Raw genomic sequence first — 16,204 nt, 5'->3', positions numbered from 1 at the left:
CGGTCCGTACGACGACGAGGAGGACGAACATGACGAGGACCGCGCAGGACGAGCGGCTGCTCGCTGCCGCACGGGCCGGGAACGCCGACGACGTGAGAGCCGCCCTCGACGCGGGAGCCCGCGTCGAGGCCCGTGACGCCGAGCTGCGCACCCCCCTGCTGCTCGCCGTCATCGGCGACCGCGTCGAGGCCGCACGGGTCCTGGTGGCCACGGGCGTCGACGTCGACGCCCAGGACCACCGCGCCGAGAGCCCCTGGCTGGCCACCGGCGTGACCGGCAGCGTCGCCATGCTGCACGTCCTGCTTCCCGCGGGGCCCGACCTGAAGCTCCGTAACCGGTTCGGCGGGATCTCCGTGATCCCGGCGGCGGAACGCGGCCACGTCGCGTACGTACGGGAGGTTTTGCGCGTCACCGACATCGACGTCGACCACGTCAACGACCTCGGCTGGACCGCCCTGCTGGAGGCCGTGATCCTCGGCGAGGGCGGCCGCGCGCACCAGGAGATCGTGGAGCTGCTGCTCGCCGCGGGCGCGACGCCCGGCCTCGCCGACCGGGACGGGGTCACCCCTCTCGCGCACGCGGAGCGCCGTGGTTTCGCCGAGATCGCCGCGCTGTTGAGGGGGGCTGCCTCGTGAAGGCTCCCCAAACGGTGGCCATCGCTCTCCTGGGTGGCGCCCTCCTCGCGGGCTGCGGCACCGGCGGAGGGGCCGCCGCGGAGTCGGGCGCCGAGCCCACCCGCGCGAAGGCCACCGCTACCATCCCCGCAGAGCAGCGCACCCCCGAAGGCACCCTTCTGGTGGCCGACTTCGGCTCGGACACCGTCACGTTCGTGGACCCCGAGCGCGGGCCCGTCGAGTCCGTGGAGGTCGGCACCGCGCCCTACGGGATCGCCGTGGGGGAGGACGGCCGCGCCTGGGTCGCCACCGCCGACGCCGTGGCCGTAATCGACACCCACAACCGCGAGCGCGTCGACCACATCCCGTACGAGACCGACAGCGGGCCCACGACGACCGGCGAGTACCGCGGCGGCGGCATGGGCATCGCCCTCTCCCCGGACGGCGAGCACGCCTACGTGGGCGTCAACGTCCCGGACGGCAAGGGCACCCTGGAGGTCATCGACACCGACAAGCGCGAGGTCACGGACACCGTTCCGGTGGGCCGCAGGCCTTTCGACGTCGACGTGTCCAAGGACGGCAAGGAGGTGTACGCGACCAACCACGACTCCTTCGACGTGACGGTCGTCCGCGCGGACTCCCTCGCACCGCGCCGCATCGAAGTCGCCCCCTACGGCACGGAAGGCGGCCTCGGCTCCTGGCTGAAGCCGCACTACACCGCCGTACGCCCGTCGGACGGCAAGCTCCTGCTGCCCTTCGAGGGCGAGAAGCTCGTCGTGCTCGACCCGCGCACCGGCGAGTCCGACATCGAGAAGATGACGGCCAACACGCATCAGCACGGCGCGCACATCACACCGGACGGCACGCTCTTCGCGGTCGGCACCGGACCCATCGACCCCTCGTCGGACGAGGGGCCCTCGCTGACCATGCGCACGAAGAACGGCGAGGAGCGGATCTTCCCGCTGGACGGCCCGCACGAGGACGTCGCGGTCTCCGAGGACGGCGACACCGCCTACGTCACCGGCGGCTTCACCCGCGACGGCTTCTGGAACGGCATCACCGTCATCGACCTGAAGACCGGCGACACCCGCCGACTCCCGGCAGGAGAACGCCCGCTGGGCATCGCGGTCCTGTAGGGCGCCACCGCTACGGCTGGGCGCGACGCACCACCGAACATATGCCGCATAAGATCACAGGCGTGCACCCACGATCCACGGCGCTGCGCGGCACCTCGGCCGCTGCCCTCACCGCCCTTGTCCTCACCGCGTGCAGCGGCTCCGGAGTGCACGGCACGCCCGGGGCCGACGGCGTGCGCGACCCGTACTTCCCCAGGCTCGGCAACGGCGGCTACGACGTCGCGCACTACGACCTGACCCTCGGCTACGACCCCGACGCGCGGCACCTCACCGGCACCGCCGAGATCACCGCGCGCGCGACGCAGGACCTCAGCGCCTTCAACCTGGACCTCAAGGGCCTCGAGGTGAAGGGAGTGACCGTCGAGGGGAAGGACGCCTCCTTCCACCGTGACGGGCAGGAGCTGACGATCCGGCCCCCGGACGACCTCGACGAGGGCGAGACGTTCCGCACCGTCGTCCGCTACTCGGGCGACCCGCAGACCATCACCGACCCGGACGACTCCGAAGAGGGCTGGCTGCGGACGGAGGAAGGCGCCATCGCGCTGGGCGAGCCGACCGGCTCCATGGCGTGGTTCCCGTCCAACAACCACCCCTCGGACAAGGCCTCGTACGACATACGCGTCACCGTCCCCAAGGACCTGAAGGCCATCTCCAACGGCGAGTTGACCCGCGAGTCGACCAAGAACGGCCGCACCACCTTCGCCTGGCACAGCGCCGAGCCGATGGCGAGCTATCTCGCGACGGTGGCGATCGGGCCGTACGAGGTGAAGAAGTCGACGACGAAGTCCGGGATACCGGTGCTCACGGCGGTCGAACCCTCCGAGGCCAAGGCCAGTGCCAAGGCGCTCGCCCGGATCCCCGAGATCCTGGAGTGGCAGGAGCTGAACTTCGGCCCCTACCCCTTCTCGTCGTCCGGCGCGATCGTCGGCCGTGAGGGCGACGCGGGCTACGCCCTGGAGACCCAGACCCGCCCCACCTACCCGGGCGCCCCCGACACCGAGCTCGTCGTCCACGAGCTGGCCCACCAGTGGTTCGGGAACTCCGTGACGCCCAAGTCCTGGCGGGACATGTGGCTCAACGAAGGCTTCGCGACGTACGCCGAGTGGCTCTGGCAGGAGGACAACGACGGCGACAGCGCGCAGGAGATCTTCGACCAGATCTACGCGGGCGACTACTACGAGTCCCAGGAGGACAACGACGCCATCTGGGCCTTCCCGCCCGCGAAGCCGCCGTCCGCCGCGACCATCTCGGACAGCCCGGTCTACGAGCGGGGCGGCATGGTCATCCACAAGATCCGCCGGGCGGTGGGCGACGCCACCTTCTACGACATCGTGCAGGGCTGGACGAAGACCCACCGCCACGGCAACGCGGACACCGAGGACTTCACGCGGTACGTGGAGCGGCACGCGGGCAGTGAGAAGGCGCGTGAGAAGGTCCGGGCGATCTGGGGGCCGTGGCTGTACGGGGAGGGCAAGCCGAAGCGTCCGTGAGCCGTCGGCCGCCGCCACTGTCACTCCACCAGGGCGGCGGCCTGCTCCCTGGCCAGGCGCAGCCAGCCGGCCCGTTCGCCGTCGCCGGAGTCGGTGACGGTGCGCAGGACGTGACGGCGTACGTCGTCGACGCCGACGTAGGGCAGCACGCAGGCCGCCCAGATGCGCTGGAGGGGGTCGCCGAACTCGTCGTCCTCGCGTTCGGCGGGCGTGTCGGAGGTGTTGAGGACGAGGGCGCGCCGGGCCTTGAGCAGTCCGGCGGGCTCGCCGTCCGCCGTGCCCAGCTTGTAGGCGACGCCCGGCGCGAGGACGCGCTGGATCCAGCCGGTGAGGACGGCGGGCGGCATGCCCCACCAGTTGGGGTGGACGAAGACCAGGGCGTCGTGCGTGACGACTTCGGCGCGGTGGCGCGTGACGAGCGGGTCCTCGTCGTCGGGGGCGGCGCCGACCGTGCCCGTGGCGCCGGCGGGCAGCATCGGGTCGAACCCCTCGGCGTACAGATCGTGCACGACGACCCGGCAGCCCCGCCCCGCCAGTTCATCGGCGACGGCTTCGGCCAGGGCGTGGTTGAAGCTGCCGGGGCGCGGATGGGCGAGGTAGACGGCGACGGACTTGGACATGGGTCCCCCCTCGGTGACCTGAATGACCTACAGCAGCGGTTTGCGCAGTACGGCGCACGGGCGGTCCGCTTCGAGGTCGTGCCGGTGGTCGATGATCTCGTATCCGAGCGCCCTCCAGAAGGCGAGCCCGGCGTCGTTGCCCGCGAGCACCGCGAGACGCACCCCGGTGCGTCCGTCCGCCCGGAAGCGTTCCTCGATCCGGCCCGTCAACTCTCGCCCGAATCCTTGCTGTTGCCTCTCCGCGTCCACCATGAGGAGTCCGATCCACGGGTCCGGGTCGGCGGGGTCGGGATGGCGGTCCAAGGTGATGCCGATCCCGACGGCCCGCCCCTCGGAGCGGGCGACGAGCACCTCGGCGCCCGGTACGGCCAGCTCGTCCGCGAGCGCGGCGGCGACCTGTTCGGGGCGGATGTCGTGGGGGTCGGGGAAGTCCCCGGAGAGGGCGTGGAAGACGTGGTTCGACGCGTACAGGGCGGTGAGCTCGGTGAGCAGCTCGCCGGGGAGCGCGCCGTCGTCCGCGGGCGTGAGCGGTTCGAGGATCATGCGGCGCAGATTAGCCCCGCCCCTCTTCCGCCGCCCCTCTTCCGCCCCCGGCCCGTGGCGGGCGGCGGCGAACCGCGAGGGCCCCCGGCGGATGTCTCCGCCGGGGGCCCTCGTGAACTCGCCTAGGAACCTCAGACGTTGACGCCGAAGTCCTGCGCGATGCCGACGAGGCCGGACGCGTAGCCCTGGCCGACCGCGCGGAACTTCCACTCGGCGCCGCTGCGGTACAGCTCGCCGAAGACCATGGCGGTCTCGGTGGCGGCGTCCTCGCTCAGGTCGTAGCGGGCGATCTCGGTGCCGCCGGTCTGGTTGATGATGCGGATGAAGGCGTTCCGCACCTGGCCGAAGTTCTGCGAGCGGTTCTCGGCGTCGTAGATCGAGACCGGGAAGACGATCTTGTCGATGTCGGCCGGGAGACCCGCCAGGTTGACCTTGATCTGCTCGTCGTCGCCCTCGCCCTCACCCGTGACGTTGTCACCGGTGTGCTCGATGGTCTGGTCCGGCGTCACCTTGTTGTTGAAGAAGACGAAGTGCTGGTCCGAGAAGACCTTGCCCTGCGGGTTCACCGCGATGGCCGAGGCGTCCAGGTCGAAGTCGGTGCCAGTGGTGGTACGGACGTCCCAGCCGAGGCCCACGGTGACGGCGGTCAGGCCCGGAGCCTCCTTGGTGAGCGAGACGTTGCCACCCTTGGACAGGCTTACTGCCATTGTTGGGAGTCCCTTCCCTCGTTGCGTTACGAACGGGCTTCGTACTGGGGACGAAGCTACCGTCACCTCTATGAACGTCGACCAGGGTCCCAGAGGTTCCAGGTCCTTTTACTTTCTTTACCAACCTCTGACGCCACACCCGCCCCAAGCGGGGCGCACCCCCGGGTGGCAAGCCCGGCGCGCCGTAAATGCGGGTGACGTGGACCGGACAGACGCGGGACCATAGGACCCATGTCCGGTCCCTATGTCATCCGCGGCTCCGTCTCCCTGCCCGAGGCCGAGCTCATGTGGCGCTTCTCCAGGTCGTCCGGGCCGGGCGGTCAGCACGTCAACACCAGCGATTCGCAGGTGGAGCTGAGATTCGACCTGGCCAACACGGAAGCGCTGCCCCCGGTGTGGAAGGAGCGCGCCCTGGAGCGGCTCGCGAGCAGGCTCGTCGGCGGAGTCGTCAGCGTGCGGGCCTCCGAGCACCGTTCCCAGTGGCGCAACCGCGAGATGGCGGCCACCCGCCTCGCCTCGCTGCTCGCGGAGGCCACCGCGCCGCCCCCACGGCCCCGGCGCGCCACGAAGATCCCCCGGGGGATCAACGAACGGCGGCTGCGCGAGAAGAAGCAGCGCAGTCAGACCAAGCGCGGCCGCTCGGGCGAGGGCTGGGGCTGAGTGCCAGCCCTCGCCCCGGCCCTCGCCCCGGTCCTGGCCCTGGCCAGCGCAGCAAACGGTCCCGGCAGCAAAGGCCGTTCAACCCAAAACCATTGAGCGCAAAGCCATTGAGCCCGGAACCGTTCGGCCCGGAACCATTCAGCCCAGCTGTCGGTACTTGCCCTTGAAATACATCAGCGGGCCCCCGTCGGCGCTCGGCAGGGCAGCCGAAAGTACACGCCCGATGACGAGGGTGTGATCACCCGCTGTCACCGTCTGTTCGGTTCGGCATTCAAGCGTCGAGAGCGCACCGCCGATCAGCGGAGCCCCTGACGTCTCTCCCCGGGAGTAGGGGAGGTCCTCGAAGAGCAGCCGGTCGCTGATCCTGCCCTTCATCGCGAACCGGCCCGCGATGTGGCGCTGGCTCTCGGAGAGCACCGAGACGCCCCACAGCGGCTGCTCGGCCAGCAGGTCGTCCATCCGGGAGCCCTCACGCAGGCTGACCAGCACGAGCGGCGGGTCGAGGGAGACGGACAGGAAGGCCGTCGCGGTCATGCCGACGTCCTCGCCGTCCGGCGCCTGCGGGTCGTCCGCGTCCAGTGACGGCTCTCTGGCGGTCACCAGGACCACACCCGCGGCCAGCCGGGACATGGCGGCACGGAACTCTTCGTTGCTCACCCCCACAGGATGCCCGTCAAGAGACGGGGCGCGGGGGGAGGGCGGGGCGGGGGGAGTCGCGGACGCGCTCGCCAGGGATGTCTTCAGTACGGGAACCACAAGGCCGACGCTAGCCCGGCCACCCCCGCCGCCACATCGGGCGGTGGTCCGATACCGGGCCTAGGACCGGCGACCGAGGCGCCGAGGGCGCGTGAGAAGCCGTGTATCGGGCAAGTGGACTGGACCAACGAAGGCTTCCCATCTGTGACTTGAGTCACAGGACCCATATTTTGTTGACCCTGTGTACCGAGTGAGCTGCTCGCTGTGATTCAGTGACGGTGGCAATCAGACACTGAGAGAACTCAGGTACGACGAGAACACTAAGGGCGCTGCGAATCCTGGAGTTGCTGTCGAGGTCTCGGGGAGAGCGAGCAATGGAGACCGAGTCGGAGCCGTACGTCCGTCTTGCGACCCTGCGGCAGCTGCATCAGGTGGTGGCGGATCTCAATACGGCCCGGAGCCTGGCGGACACGCTGCAGACCGTCGCCGACGGCGTGGTCAACGGCCTTGGCTATGAACTGGCGTGCGTCAATCTCGTGCGCCCTGACGGCGACCTCGTGGTCGCCGCCTTCGCGGGCAACACCGCCGCCGAGGCCCTCATCACCGGCCGGGTCGGCTCCCGCGAGGCATGGGAGAAGCGCCTCGCCATGGGCGAGGCCTGGGGCGCCCTGAGGTTCATCTCGTACACCGAGGGCTGGGTCCTGGACGAGGACGACGTCCCGCAGTGGTACACCGACGGCCCCGAGCCCCGCTTCGAGGACGAGTGGCACCCCGCGGACCGCCTCTTCGCCCCGATGTACGCGACGGGCGCGGCCGGCGGCGAACTGCTCGGCGTGATCTCCGTGGACCGGCCCCGCAACGGCCGCAGGCCCGGCGCCTGGGGCCGCGAGGCCCTGCAGATGTACGCCTTCCAGGCCGCCATCGCGATCAGCAACGCCCGCCTTCGCGCCAACATGCAGCGCGCCCTGGTCCGCCTGGAGCGCGAGCAGCAGGCGCTGCGGGCCAGCGAGGAGTCCTTCCGCCAGGCCTTCGAGTACGCGCCGTCCGGCATGGCCATCGCCGAGATGGGCGGCGACCAGCACGGCCGCATCCTGCGCACGAACGACGCGCTGTGCCGCCTGCTCGGCCGCCCCGCGTCCGCGATGCGCCGCTACTCCTTCTCCGACCTCGTCCACCCCGAGGACATCGGCACGCTCCTGCGGACCTCCGCCGAGGGCGGCAGGGCCGAGCTGCGCCTGGCGCGCCGCGACGGGACGTACGTCTGGGTCTCCCTGCGCAACAGCGTGGTCGCCGACGCCGCCGACGGGCCGCGCTTCCTGCTCACCCACGTCGAGGACATAGAGGAGCGCAAGCGCCGCGAGCTCCAGCTCGCGCACCGCGCCTCGCACGACTCCCTCACCGGCCTGCCCAACTCCGCCGAGCTCCGCTCCCGCCTCAGCGCCCGTCTCTGTCGCAGGCCGCACGCGGGCCAGCCGAGCGCGGTGGACTCGCTGGACGCGGCCTACGACGGCGTGTACGACGCCGAGGGCCGGCACAGCTTCGACTACGGCTCGCAGAACGCGCACAGCCTCCAGCAGGGCGGCGAAGGCTTCGACCACCACGTGCACACCGTCGCGCCCCCCGAGGGCCAGGGGGACACGGACGACGGCACCAAGGGCCTGGCCGTGCTCTTCTGCGACCTCGACGGCTTCAAGTCGATCAACGACCGCTTCGGGCACCACACGGGTGACGCGGTTCTCATCGAGGTGGCGAGGCGGCTGACCAGCGGCGTCCGTGACGGGGACACGGTCGCGCGGCTCGGGGGTGACGAATTCGTCGTCCTCGCCGACGGGCTCGGCCGCGCCGACGCCCAGGACCTCGCCGTGCGGCTGCGGAACGCGATCATCCCGCCGATCCGGGTGGACGGCAGGGCGGTCCGGGTCGGTGCCAGTTTCGGCATCGGGTGGGCCCACTGCGGGATGTCGGCCGACGAGGTGTTGCACTCCGCTGACCAGCGGATGTACGTGGAGAAACGCTCCCGTGCCAAGCAGCACAGGCGGGCGGGCTGACGGTACGGATGAGGTCAACGCCACCCCGTGACCTCACTCGGAGCGGGTAGGCTCCCCCGGTCAGCGATGTGAGGGAGTGACCTGCGAATGACGCCCGGCAATAACGGCGACCAGACGCCGAACCCGCCGGAGGGCGACGACGATCCGTTCGGCTATCTGTACGAAGACGGACAGGCGGCCGGCGCCACCCCGCCCAGCGGCGGGGGCGGCTACGGGTACCCCGGTCCGCGGTCCTCGTACAACCACGTGCGCGCGGTCGGTGACCGTCGGCCCAACACCTACGGCACGCAGGCCGCACCCACGTACGGCCAGCAGGTGCCGCCGCAGCAGCAGGCGTACGGCCAGCCGAACGCGCACTACGCCGCTCCGGAGACGCAGCTCGGCGGGGCTCCGACGACCCCGCAGTACACCCCGGCGTCCAGAGGCTCCGGCGGTCGCGGCAGCGGCCCCAACACGAAGGGCCTCCTGATCGCGGCGATCTCGGTCGTCGCGGTCGTCGCCATCGGGATCGGCGCCGCGATGGTGTTCGGCGGCGGCGACGAGGGCGGCAAGAAGGAAGCGGGCGGCGGCTCGACGCAGGGCGAGACGGTCAAGCCCAGCGAGAAGCCGACGAAGAAGCCCGAGAAGCCGGCCGCGGACCTCCCGAAGACCGACGCGAAGGCCCTGAAGCTGGAGGGCGGCACGACCACGGCTTCGGACATAGAGGGCGCGGAGTCCGAGGGCGGCGTCTACGTGTCCGGGTTCGACAAGGTCGGCGCCCAGGTGACGTGGACCGTCAACGGCATCCCCGAGGCCGGCTCGTACAGCCTGCACGTGAACTACGGCGTCCCCGGCAAGGACTCCAACGCCACGATCCTCGTGAACGGCAAGAAGCAGACCCGTCCCCTGAACATGAAGAACTTCGCCCACGCGGAGGAAGGGGACTGGGAGAAGGGCTGGACCAACACCTGGGCGGTGGTCCAGCTCACCAAGGGCACCAACTCGGTCACGCTCACCTGCGCCCAGAGCGACCTGTGCGGCACCTCCGGGGCGAACATCGACCAGATGTGGCTCGTGGAGGGCAGCAACGGCTGAGGCGCCCGCTCCTCCTTCGGGGTCACTCCTGGGGTCGCGTCAGCAGCCCCAGGAACCCCGCCACCGTCCCGGCCATCGCCTCGCGAGCCGGGGCGAGGTATTTCCGGGGGTCGACGCCGCTCTCGTGGGTGGCGAGGTAGGCGCGGACCTCGCCCGTGAACGCCGTGTTGAGGGCCGTGCCGACGTTGATCTTCACCATGCCGGATGCGACGGCCCGCCGGATCTCCGCGTCCGGTACGCCACTTGAGCCGTGCAGCACGAGAGGCACGGGTACGGCTGTCGCGAGGGAGTCGATCAACTCGTGGTCCAGCGTTGCCGTGCGGGACGTCATCGCGTGGGATGAGCCCACCGCCACCGCGAGGGCGTCGACTCCCGTGCCGGCCACGTAGGCCGCCGCTTCCGCGGGGTCCGTGCGGACGCCCGGCGCGTGCGCGTCCAGCGGGGCCTCGCCCTCCTTGCCGCCCACCTTGCCCAGCTCGGCCTCGATCCAGATGCCCCGCTCGTGGCCCCAGCGCACCGCGTCCGCGGTCGCCTTCACGTTCTCGTCGTACGTCATCTTCGACGCGTCGAACATCACAGAGCTGAAGCCCTCGGGGTGCGCCGCCCGCAGGAGCTCCGGGTCCATGACGTGGTCCAGGTGCAGGGAGAGCGGAGCCGATGAGGCCTTCGCCACCGCCGTCGCCGCCGCGGCGATCGCGGACAGGCTGCCGCCGTGGAACTTCACGGCGTTCTCGGAGATCTGGAGGATCGCGGGGGCGCCCGCCTGCTCGGCGCCCGCGGCGATCGCCTCGGCGTGCTCCAGCGTGATCACGTTGAACGCGGCGACCCCGCGCCCCGTGGCGCGCGCGTCGGAAACCAGGTCGCCGGTGGATACGAGTGGCACGATGAATGTCCCCAATTCCTGGGCCGGCACGGCCCGTTGTGCGTCGCCCACGCGGTGACGCGTGATCTCACGCCGCGGTGGCCTCCCCGGTCACCGCGACCCGCGTGAGCAGGTCTTCGTACGTCGAGGGAGCGAACTCGCCCGCCACGGGGGACGCGACGGTCGCCGCGGACAGGGCCACGGCCCGTGCCAGGCGCCGCGGCCACGGGAGTTCCTCCACCAGGGCGGAGAGCAGGCCCGCCACCGCGGAGTCACCGGCGCCCGTAGGGTTGCCGCGCACGCGGGTGGGCGGGGCCGCCTGCCAGGTGCCCTCCGGGGTGACGGCGCGCAGGCCCTCGGCACCCAGGGACGCCACCACGGCGTGCGCGCCCCTGCGGCGGGCGTCACGGGTCGCCTGGGCGGGCTCGTGGGAGCCGGTCAGCTCGGCCAGTTCGTCGGCGTTCGGCTTGACGATGTCGGGGCGGGCGGCGACACCGCGGCGCAGCGCCTCCCCGCTGGTGTCCAGGAGCACGGGGACCTTGGCGGCGCGCGCGGCCCGTACGAGCGTCGCGTAGGCGCCGACCGGGACCCCCGGCGGGAGGCTTCCGCAGAGCGCGACCGCGGCGGCGCCCCGGCGCAGCAACTCCTCGTACGACGCCTGGAACGCGGTCCATTCGGCGGGCGAGATCGCCGGCCCCGGTTCGTTCAACTGGGTGGTGTCGCCGGTCGCCGCGTCGACGACGGCGAGCGTGCGGCGGGTGGCGCCGGCCACGGGCACGAGGGCGTCCGTGACGCGGGGCTCGCGCGCCAGGCGCTCGTGCAGGACGCGGCCCGTGTCGCCGCCCGCGAAGCCGGTCACCGTCACGTCGTGGCCGAGGGCCGCAAGGACCCGGGCGACGTTCAGGCCCTTGCCGCCGGGCCGTTCGATGACCTCGGTGACGCGGTGCGAGGCGTGCGGGACGAGGGCGGGGACGCGGTAGGTGATGTCCAGGGCGGCGTTCAGCGTCACCGTGAGGATCACGTGTCACTCACCCCCGAGTCCGCTGCGCCACGCGCTTGCCGCGCGTCTCTTTCCGGGGCTGATCATGCCAAAGACAAGGCGGTTGGCCCAGGGGTCCGGGCCAACCGCCTTCTGTTCGTTGTCTCTTCAACGGGTGGTGAAATCACCCCAGTTGCGCCTAATGGGGCGCAACCACCCACTCGCCCTTGCGCATGACGCCCTTCAGGTCGAACTCCGCGTCCAGAACCACCAGGTCGGCGTCCTTGCCGGGTTCGAGCGAGCCGATCTCGTCGTACATCCCGAGGAGCCTGGCCGGGTTGGCGGAGATGGCCCGCACGACGTCCTCGACCGGCAGTCCGTCCACGGTCACCGAGCGCTTGAACGCGCGGTCCAGGGTCAGCGTCGAACCGGCGATCGAACCGCCCTCGACGAGGCGCGCGACGCTGTCCAGGACCTCGACCTCCAGCGGGCCGAGCATGTACCGGCCGTCGCCGAAGCCCGCCGCGTCCATCGCGTCCGTGATGAGCGCGGTGCGGGCCGCGCCCGCGTGGTGGAAGGCCAGCTCGAACGCGGCGGGGTGCAGATGCGTGCCGTCGTTGATCAACTCGACGGTGATCCGCTCGTCCTCCAGGAGCGCGGCGATCGGGCCCGGCTCGCGGTGCCCGAGACCCGGCATCGCGTTGTAGAGGTGCGTGGCGACGGTGGCGCCCGCGTCGATGGCCTCGACGGTCTGCTCGTACGAGGCGTCCGTGTGCCCGATGGCCGCGATCACACCGTGCTCGGCAAGCAGGCGTACGGAGTCGATGCCGCCCGGCAGCTCGGTGGCCAGCGTCAGCATCTTCGCCCGGCCGCGGGCCGCGTCGATCAGCTTGCGGACCTCGGCGGGGTCCGGGTCGCGCAGGAGCACCTCGCTGTGCGCGCCCTTGCGGCACGGCGAGATGAAGGGCCCCTCGAAGTGGATGCCCGCGATGTCGCCCTGCTCGGCCAGTTCGCTGAGCATGCCCGCCCGCTGGGCGAGGAAGTCCATCTCGCCGGTGACGGTGGAGGCGACGAGCGTGGTCGTGCCGTGCAGGCGGTGTGTGTGGACGCCCTTGAGTACGTCGTCGACCGTGCCGGAGGTGAAGGAGGCTCCGCCACCGCCGTGGTTGTGCAGGTCGACGAAGCCGGGGACCACCCAGTGGCCGGGCGGGAGGTCGATGATCTCGGCGTCCGCGGGAGTGCTCCCCACGATGCGCGCACCGTCGACGATCACCCGGCCGCCGGAGAGCGTCCCGGTGGGCAGGACCACCTGAGCACCGGCGAGAACTTTGCTAGCGGCCATCAGGCGGTTACCTCCGTGGAGTGGGTGGGGTCGGCGGCGGTTCCTTCGAGCAGATCCCAGGCGAGCAGGCCCGCGCCCAGGCACCCGGCGGTGTCCCCCAGGGCGGCGGGGACGATGAGGGGCTGGGTCTGGAACGTGACGATGCGTTCCGTCATGGCCGCCCGCAGGGGTGTGAACAAGGTTTCCCCGGCCTCGGCCAGACCGCCACCGATGATCAGAGTGTGCGGGTCCAGGAGGGTGAGGGCCGTGATGAGGCCGTCGGCGAGCGCGTCGACCGCGTTCTGCCAGACCTCCCGGGCGCGCGGGTCGCCGGACTCCACGGCCTTCGCGCAGTCCGCGGCGTCCGCCTCCGGGTCGCCGCTGGCCGCCGCCCACGCCTCGCTCACCGCGGACGCGGAGGCGAGCCGCTCCAGGCAGCCGCGCTGACCGCAGCCGCAGGGCGGGCCGCCGGGGCGCACGATGATGTGCCCGATCTCGCCCGCCGAGCCGTGGGCGCCGGGCTCGATGCCGCCGCCGATCCCGATGGCCCCGGCGATGCCCGTGCCGAGCGGTACGAAGAGGAACCGGTCGGCGCCCTTGCCCGCGCCGATCCGCCCCTCGGCGAGGCCGCCGGTACGGACGTCGTGGCCGAGCGCCACCGGGATGCCTTCGAGCCGCCGGCTCAGGAGGTCGCGCATCGGGACGTCGCGCCAGCCGAGGTTCGCGGCATAGACGGCCGTGCCGCGCTCGGTGTCGACGATGCCGGGGATCGCGACGCCGGCCGCGGCGGCGGACTCCCCGAACTCCGCGATCCCGTGGGCGCGCAGATCGGCGGCGAAGTCGAGGATGGACTCGACCACGGCGTCGGGACCGCGTTCGCGGCCGGTGGCCCGCCGCGCCTCGTGGAGGAGCGCGCCGTCCGCCCCGACCAGGGCGGCCTTCATTCCGGTGCCGCCCACATCGAGGGCGATGACGTGTCTCACGGGGGACAGTGTCGCGCCTCCGCCGCGAGAGGTCTAGTCCACTTCGGCCAATCGCCGCTTACCCCGGTGGGCGGGTGCCCCCTAAACCGCCGCTTCGCGGCGGATGTCTCCCACCCGTCACCCCGCGGGGCATCGGGTGGGAGGGGAGCGTCCGCCGCGAAGCGGCGGGTCAGGATCAGCCCAAGATGACACTCCGCGTCAGGTTCCTGGGCCGGTCAGGATCGAAGCCCCGCGACTCGGCCAGTGCCACCGCGAGCCGCTGGGCCCGGATCAGGTCCGCCAGCGGGTCCAGCTCCTCGCGGGCCACCAGCTCACCGCCGACCCGGTCGACATCGCCCGCGAGTCCCTCCGGAAGCACCCCGAACATCCACGCCACCCGGCCGGGCCCGGTGATGGAGATCGGCCCGTGGCGGTACTCCATCGCGGGGTACGACTCCGTCCAGGCGCCCGCGGCCTCCCGCATCTTCAGCGCGGCCTCGAGGGCCAGACCGTACGTCCAGCCACGCCCGAGGAACGTCCACTGCTCGGCGCCGACCACGGAGGCGGGCAACGGCTCCGACACCGCGAGCTCCGCGTCCACCGCCGCCTCGGCGACCGACTTCACGCCGGGGATGTCACCGAGCCCCGCCCGCAGGAAGGCGAGCGCGGTCGTGGCGAAGCGGGTCTGGACGACCGACTCCTCGTCCGCCCAGTCGAGGACCGCCACCGAGTCGGCCGCGTCCATGACCGGCGTCTTCGGGTCGGCGGTCAGGGCCGTGGTCGGGACCACGCCCTTCAGCTGCCCGAGGAGCTCGAGGACCTCCGTCGTCGTGCCGGACCGGGTGATGGCCACCACCCGGTCGTACGTCCGCCCGGCCGGGAACTCCGACGACGCGAACGCGTCCGTCTCGCCCTGTCCGGCGGCCTCGCGCAGCGCCGCGTACGCGATGGCCATGAACCACGATGTCCCGCACCCGGTGACGGCGACCCGCTCGCCCGGCTTCGGCAGGCCGTCGAAGGTGGGAGCGGCCTCGGCCGCCCGCTGCCAGCAGGCGGGCTGAGTTGCTATCTCTGCTGCGGTACGCGACATGCGTCGGGACTCCTTGCCGGTGGGCTGTCAGTGGTACGCCGTTGCACAAGCGATACTGAGGTGGTGTAGACCTCGTGTCCATACGCGAGGGAAAATCGCAGTTCACGAAGATCATCGAGGGTGGGAACAGCTGTGCAGCGGCGCGCGACAGGACTGACCGCGGCGATAGCCGTACTGGGCATGGCGGCGGTACTCGCCGGCTGCGGCGGTCCGGGCGACTCCGGCGACGTCACCCTCAAGCTGGTGGCCGCCGACTACGGCGACTCCAAGGCCAACAGCTCCCAGAAGTACTGGGACAAGATCGCCGAGAAGTTCGAGGCCGAGAACCCCGGTATCAAGGTCGACGTCAGCGTCTACTCCTGGACCGACGTCGACCGCAAGGTCAAGGACATGGTCAAGGCCGGCGACGCCCCCGACATGGCCCAGATCGGCGCGTACGCCGACTACGCCGCGGCGGACAAGCTGTACCGCACCGAGGACCTGGTCTCCATCTCCACCCAGGCCGACTTCATGGCCCCGCTCTCCGAGGCGGGCGAGGTCAAGCGCGTCCAGTACGGCATGCCGTTCGCCTCCTCCACGCGCCTGCTCTTCTACAACGAGAAGATCTTCAAGGACGCCGGCCTCACCCCGCCGCAGAGCTGGGGCGAGCTCGCGGCCGCCGCCAAGACGCTCAAGGCGCGCGGCGTGAAGATCCCCTACGCCCTGCCCCTCGGCAAGGAAGAGGCGCAGGCCGAGACGATGCAGTGGCTGCTCAGCGGTGGCGGCGGCTACACCGACAACGTCGGCACGTACGACATCGACTCCGCGCAGAACGTGAAGACCTTCACCTGGCTGAAGGACGAGCTCGTCGGCAAGGGCCTGACGGGCCCCACGCCCCCCGCCAAGCTCGACCGCGCCGAGGCCTTCGCCGCGTTCACGCGCGGCGACGTCGGCATGCTCAACGGCCACCCCACGCTGATGCAGATGGCCGCGAAGAAGGGCGTGAAGTACGGCATGGTGCCGATGCCCGGGGTGAACGGCCACGCGCAGGCCACGATGGGCGTCGCCGACTGGATGATGGCCTTCAAGCAGCGCGGCAACGGCGAGGAGATCGGCAAGTTCCTCGACTTCGCCTACAGCACGAAGAACGTCCTGGACTTCTCGCGCGAGTACGACCTGCTGCCGGTCACGAACTCCGCCGCCGAGGCGATGACGGGCAACAAGAACGACAAGGCGCTCGCCGAGTTCCTCGACGAGCTGCCCACCTCGCAGCTGTACCCCGTGGGCAAGACGTCCTGGGCGCAGGTGTCCGTCCAGGTCAAGAAGTACATCGGCAAGGCCGTCGACACGAACGGCAATCCGGCGTCGATCCTCAGCCAGATCCAGTCCAAGGCGGCGACCGAGGAGAACTCGGAATAGCGTG

General features: G+C 71.2%; 16 protein-coding genes. 7 read left to right on the top strand and 9 right to left on the bottom strand.

From position 1 onward, the window contains the following. Nucleotides 1-29: 29 nt before the first annotated feature. The 3 genes from AB0M70_RS21240 to AB0M70_RS21230 all read left to right on the top strand — a co-directional run bounded on the left by AB0M70_RS21240 (nucleotide 30) and on the right by AB0M70_RS21230 (nucleotide 3,240). Nucleotides 30-635, top strand: a complete 606-nt coding sequence (locus tag AB0M70_RS21240; protein ID WP_365821512.1) for an ankyrin repeat domain-containing protein — start codon at nucleotides 30-32, stop codon at nucleotides 633-635. Beyond that, on the top strand, nucleotides 632-1,750 hold the full coding sequence (locus tag AB0M70_RS21235; protein ID WP_365821511.1) for a YncE family protein: 1,119 nt from the start codon (nucleotides 632-634) through the stop codon (nucleotides 1,748-1,750). The genes AB0M70_RS21240 and AB0M70_RS21235 overlap by 4 nt, the downstream gene beginning before the upstream one ends. A 62-nt stretch (nucleotides 1,751-1,812) precedes the next feature. Next, on the top strand, nucleotides 1,813-3,240 hold the full coding sequence (locus AB0M70_RS21230) for a M1 family metallopeptidase (protein WP_365821510.1): 1,428 nt from the start codon (nucleotides 1,813-1,815) through the stop codon (nucleotides 3,238-3,240). Between the two features lie 20 nt (nucleotides 3,241-3,260). On the opposite strand, the gene AB0M70_RS21225 is transcribed toward AB0M70_RS21230, so the two are convergent. From AB0M70_RS21225 to AB0M70_RS21215, 3 genes are all read right to left on the bottom strand, one after another. Beyond that, a complete protein-coding gene (locus AB0M70_RS21225; RefSeq protein ID WP_365821509.1) occupies nucleotides 3,261-3,860 on the bottom strand; it encodes an NAD(P)H-dependent oxidoreductase in 600 nt (199 codons plus the stop codon). A gap of 27 nt (nucleotides 3,861-3,887) precedes the next feature. Continuing rightward, nucleotides 3,888-4,403: a GNAT family N-acetyltransferase gene (locus AB0M70_RS21220; protein WP_365821508.1), complete on the bottom strand. Its 516-nt coding sequence runs from the start codon at nucleotides 4,401-4,403 to the stop codon at nucleotides 3,888-3,890. Between the two features lie 131 nt (nucleotides 4,404-4,534). Further along, complete coding sequence (locus tag AB0M70_RS21215; RefSeq protein ID WP_365821507.1) at nucleotides 4,535-5,110, bottom strand: TerD family protein; 576 nt, start codon at nucleotides 5,108-5,110, stop codon at nucleotides 4,535-4,537. Between the two features lie 222 nt (nucleotides 5,111-5,332). Between AB0M70_RS21215 and arfB the strand changes: the two genes are divergently transcribed. After that, nucleotides 5,333-5,770, top strand: coding sequence for an alternative ribosome rescue aminoacyl-tRNA hydrolase ArfB (gene arfB, locus AB0M70_RS21210; protein WP_365821563.1), 438 nt, complete (start codon nucleotides 5,333-5,335; stop codon nucleotides 5,768-5,770). 138 nt (nucleotides 5,771-5,908) lie between these two features. Here arfB and AB0M70_RS21205 read toward each other — a convergent pair whose 3' ends face one another. Further along, on the bottom strand, nucleotides 5,909-6,433 hold the full coding sequence (locus tag AB0M70_RS21205) for a flavin reductase family protein (protein ID WP_365821506.1): 525 nt from the start codon (nucleotides 6,431-6,433) through the stop codon (nucleotides 5,909-5,911). Nucleotides 6,434-6,840: 407 nt separating this feature from the next. Between AB0M70_RS21205 and cdgB the strand changes: the two genes are divergently transcribed. Then, entirely contained in the window at nucleotides 6,841-8,514 is a 1,674-nt protein-coding gene (gene cdgB, locus AB0M70_RS21200; RefSeq protein ID WP_365821505.1) for a diguanylate cyclase CdgB, read from the top strand. An 87-nt stretch (nucleotides 8,515-8,601) separates the two neighbouring features. Further along, nucleotides 8,602-9,588, top strand: coding sequence for a carbohydrate-binding protein (locus AB0M70_RS21195; RefSeq protein ID WP_365821504.1), 987 nt, complete (start codon nucleotides 8,602-8,604; stop codon nucleotides 9,586-9,588). Nucleotides 9,589-9,610: 22 nt separating this feature from the next. Here AB0M70_RS21195 and AB0M70_RS21190 read toward each other — a convergent pair whose 3' ends face one another. The 5 genes from AB0M70_RS21190 to AB0M70_RS21170 all read right to left on the bottom strand — a co-directional run bounded on the left by AB0M70_RS21190 (nucleotide 9,611) and on the right by AB0M70_RS21170 (nucleotide 14,802). Next, a complete protein-coding gene (locus AB0M70_RS21190; RefSeq protein WP_365821503.1) occupies nucleotides 9,611-10,471 on the bottom strand; it encodes a class II fructose-bisphosphate aldolase in 861 nt (286 codons plus the stop codon). Nucleotides 10,472-10,538: 67 nt separating this feature from the next. Then, complete coding sequence (locus AB0M70_RS21185; RefSeq protein WP_365821502.1) at nucleotides 10,539-11,471, bottom strand: 1-phosphofructokinase family hexose kinase; 933 nt, start codon at nucleotides 11,469-11,471, stop codon at nucleotides 10,539-10,541. Nucleotides 11,472-11,628: 157 nt separating this feature from the next. Further along, nucleotides 11,629-12,771 (bottom strand): N-acetylglucosamine-6-phosphate deacetylase, encoded by a 1,143-nt coding sequence (nagA, locus tag AB0M70_RS21180; protein ID WP_365821501.1) that lies wholly within the window; start codon nucleotides 12,769-12,771, stop codon nucleotides 11,629-11,631. Next, the gene (locus tag AB0M70_RS21175; RefSeq protein ID WP_365821500.1) at nucleotides 12,771-13,733 is read right to left on the bottom strand and encodes an ROK family protein; all 963 of its coding nucleotides are present in this window, start codon (nucleotides 13,731-13,733) and stop codon (nucleotides 12,771-12,773) included. Before AB0M70_RS21175 ends, nagA begins: the two co-directional genes overlap by 1 nt. 175 nt (nucleotides 13,734-13,908) lie before the next feature. Beyond that, nucleotides 13,909-14,802, bottom strand: coding sequence for a sugar isomerase (locus AB0M70_RS21170; RefSeq protein ID WP_365821499.1), 894 nt, complete (start codon nucleotides 14,800-14,802; stop codon nucleotides 13,909-13,911). A 180-nt stretch (nucleotides 14,803-14,982) separates the two neighbouring features. On the opposite strand from AB0M70_RS21170, the gene AB0M70_RS21165 reads away from it, so the two are divergent. Further along, complete coding sequence (locus AB0M70_RS21165) at nucleotides 14,983-16,200, top strand: extracellular solute-binding protein (RefSeq protein ID WP_365821562.1); 1,218 nt, start codon at nucleotides 14,983-14,985, stop codon at nucleotides 16,198-16,200. The last annotated feature ends 4 nt before the right edge of the window (nucleotides 16,201-16,204 follow it).

It is taken from the genome of Streptomyces sp. NPDC051214, from assembly GCF_040682375.1.
Lineage (GTDB): Bacteria > Actinomycetota > Actinomycetes > Streptomycetales > Streptomycetaceae > Streptomyces.
The sequence above is the reverse complement of the archived record's forward strand: the minus strand, read 5'-3'. Positions and strand labels throughout refer to the sequence as shown.

Bases quoted from the DNA above. Each gene is read 5' to 3' on its own strand.
- AB0M70_RS21195 (WP_365821504.1), top strand. From the start codon at position 8,602: ATGACGCCCGGCAATAACGGCGACCAGACGCCGAACCCGCCGGAGGGC.
- AB0M70_RS21165 (WP_365821562.1), top strand. From the start codon at position 14,983: ATGGCGGCGGTACTCGCCGGCTGCGGCGGTCCGGGCGACTCCGGCGAC.
- AB0M70_RS21240 (WP_365821512.1), top strand. From the start codon at position 30: ATGACGAGGACCGCGCAGGACGAGCGGCTGCTCGCTGCCGCACGGGCC.
- AB0M70_RS21170 (WP_365821499.1), bottom strand. From the start codon at position 14,802: ATGTCGCGTACCGCAGCAGAGATAGCAACTCAGCCCGCCTGCTGGCAG.
- cdgB (WP_365821505.1), top strand. From the start codon at position 6,841: ATGGAGACCGAGTCGGAGCCGTACGTCCGTCTTGCGACCCTGCGGCAG.
- AB0M70_RS21225 (WP_365821509.1), bottom strand. From the start codon at position 3,860: ATGTCCAAGTCCGTCGCCGTCTACCTCGCCCATCCGCGCCCCGGCAGC.
- AB0M70_RS21215 (WP_365821507.1), bottom strand. From the start codon at position 5,110: ATGGCAGTAAGCCTGTCCAAGGGTGGCAACGTCTCGCTCACCAAGGAG.
- AB0M70_RS21220 (WP_365821508.1), bottom strand. From the start codon at position 4,403: ATGATCCTCGAACCGCTCACGCCCGCGGACGACGGCGCGCTCCCCGGC.
- nagA (WP_365821501.1), bottom strand. From the start codon at position 12,771: ATGGCCGCTAGCAAAGTTCTCGCCGGTGCTCAGGTGGTCCTGCCCACC.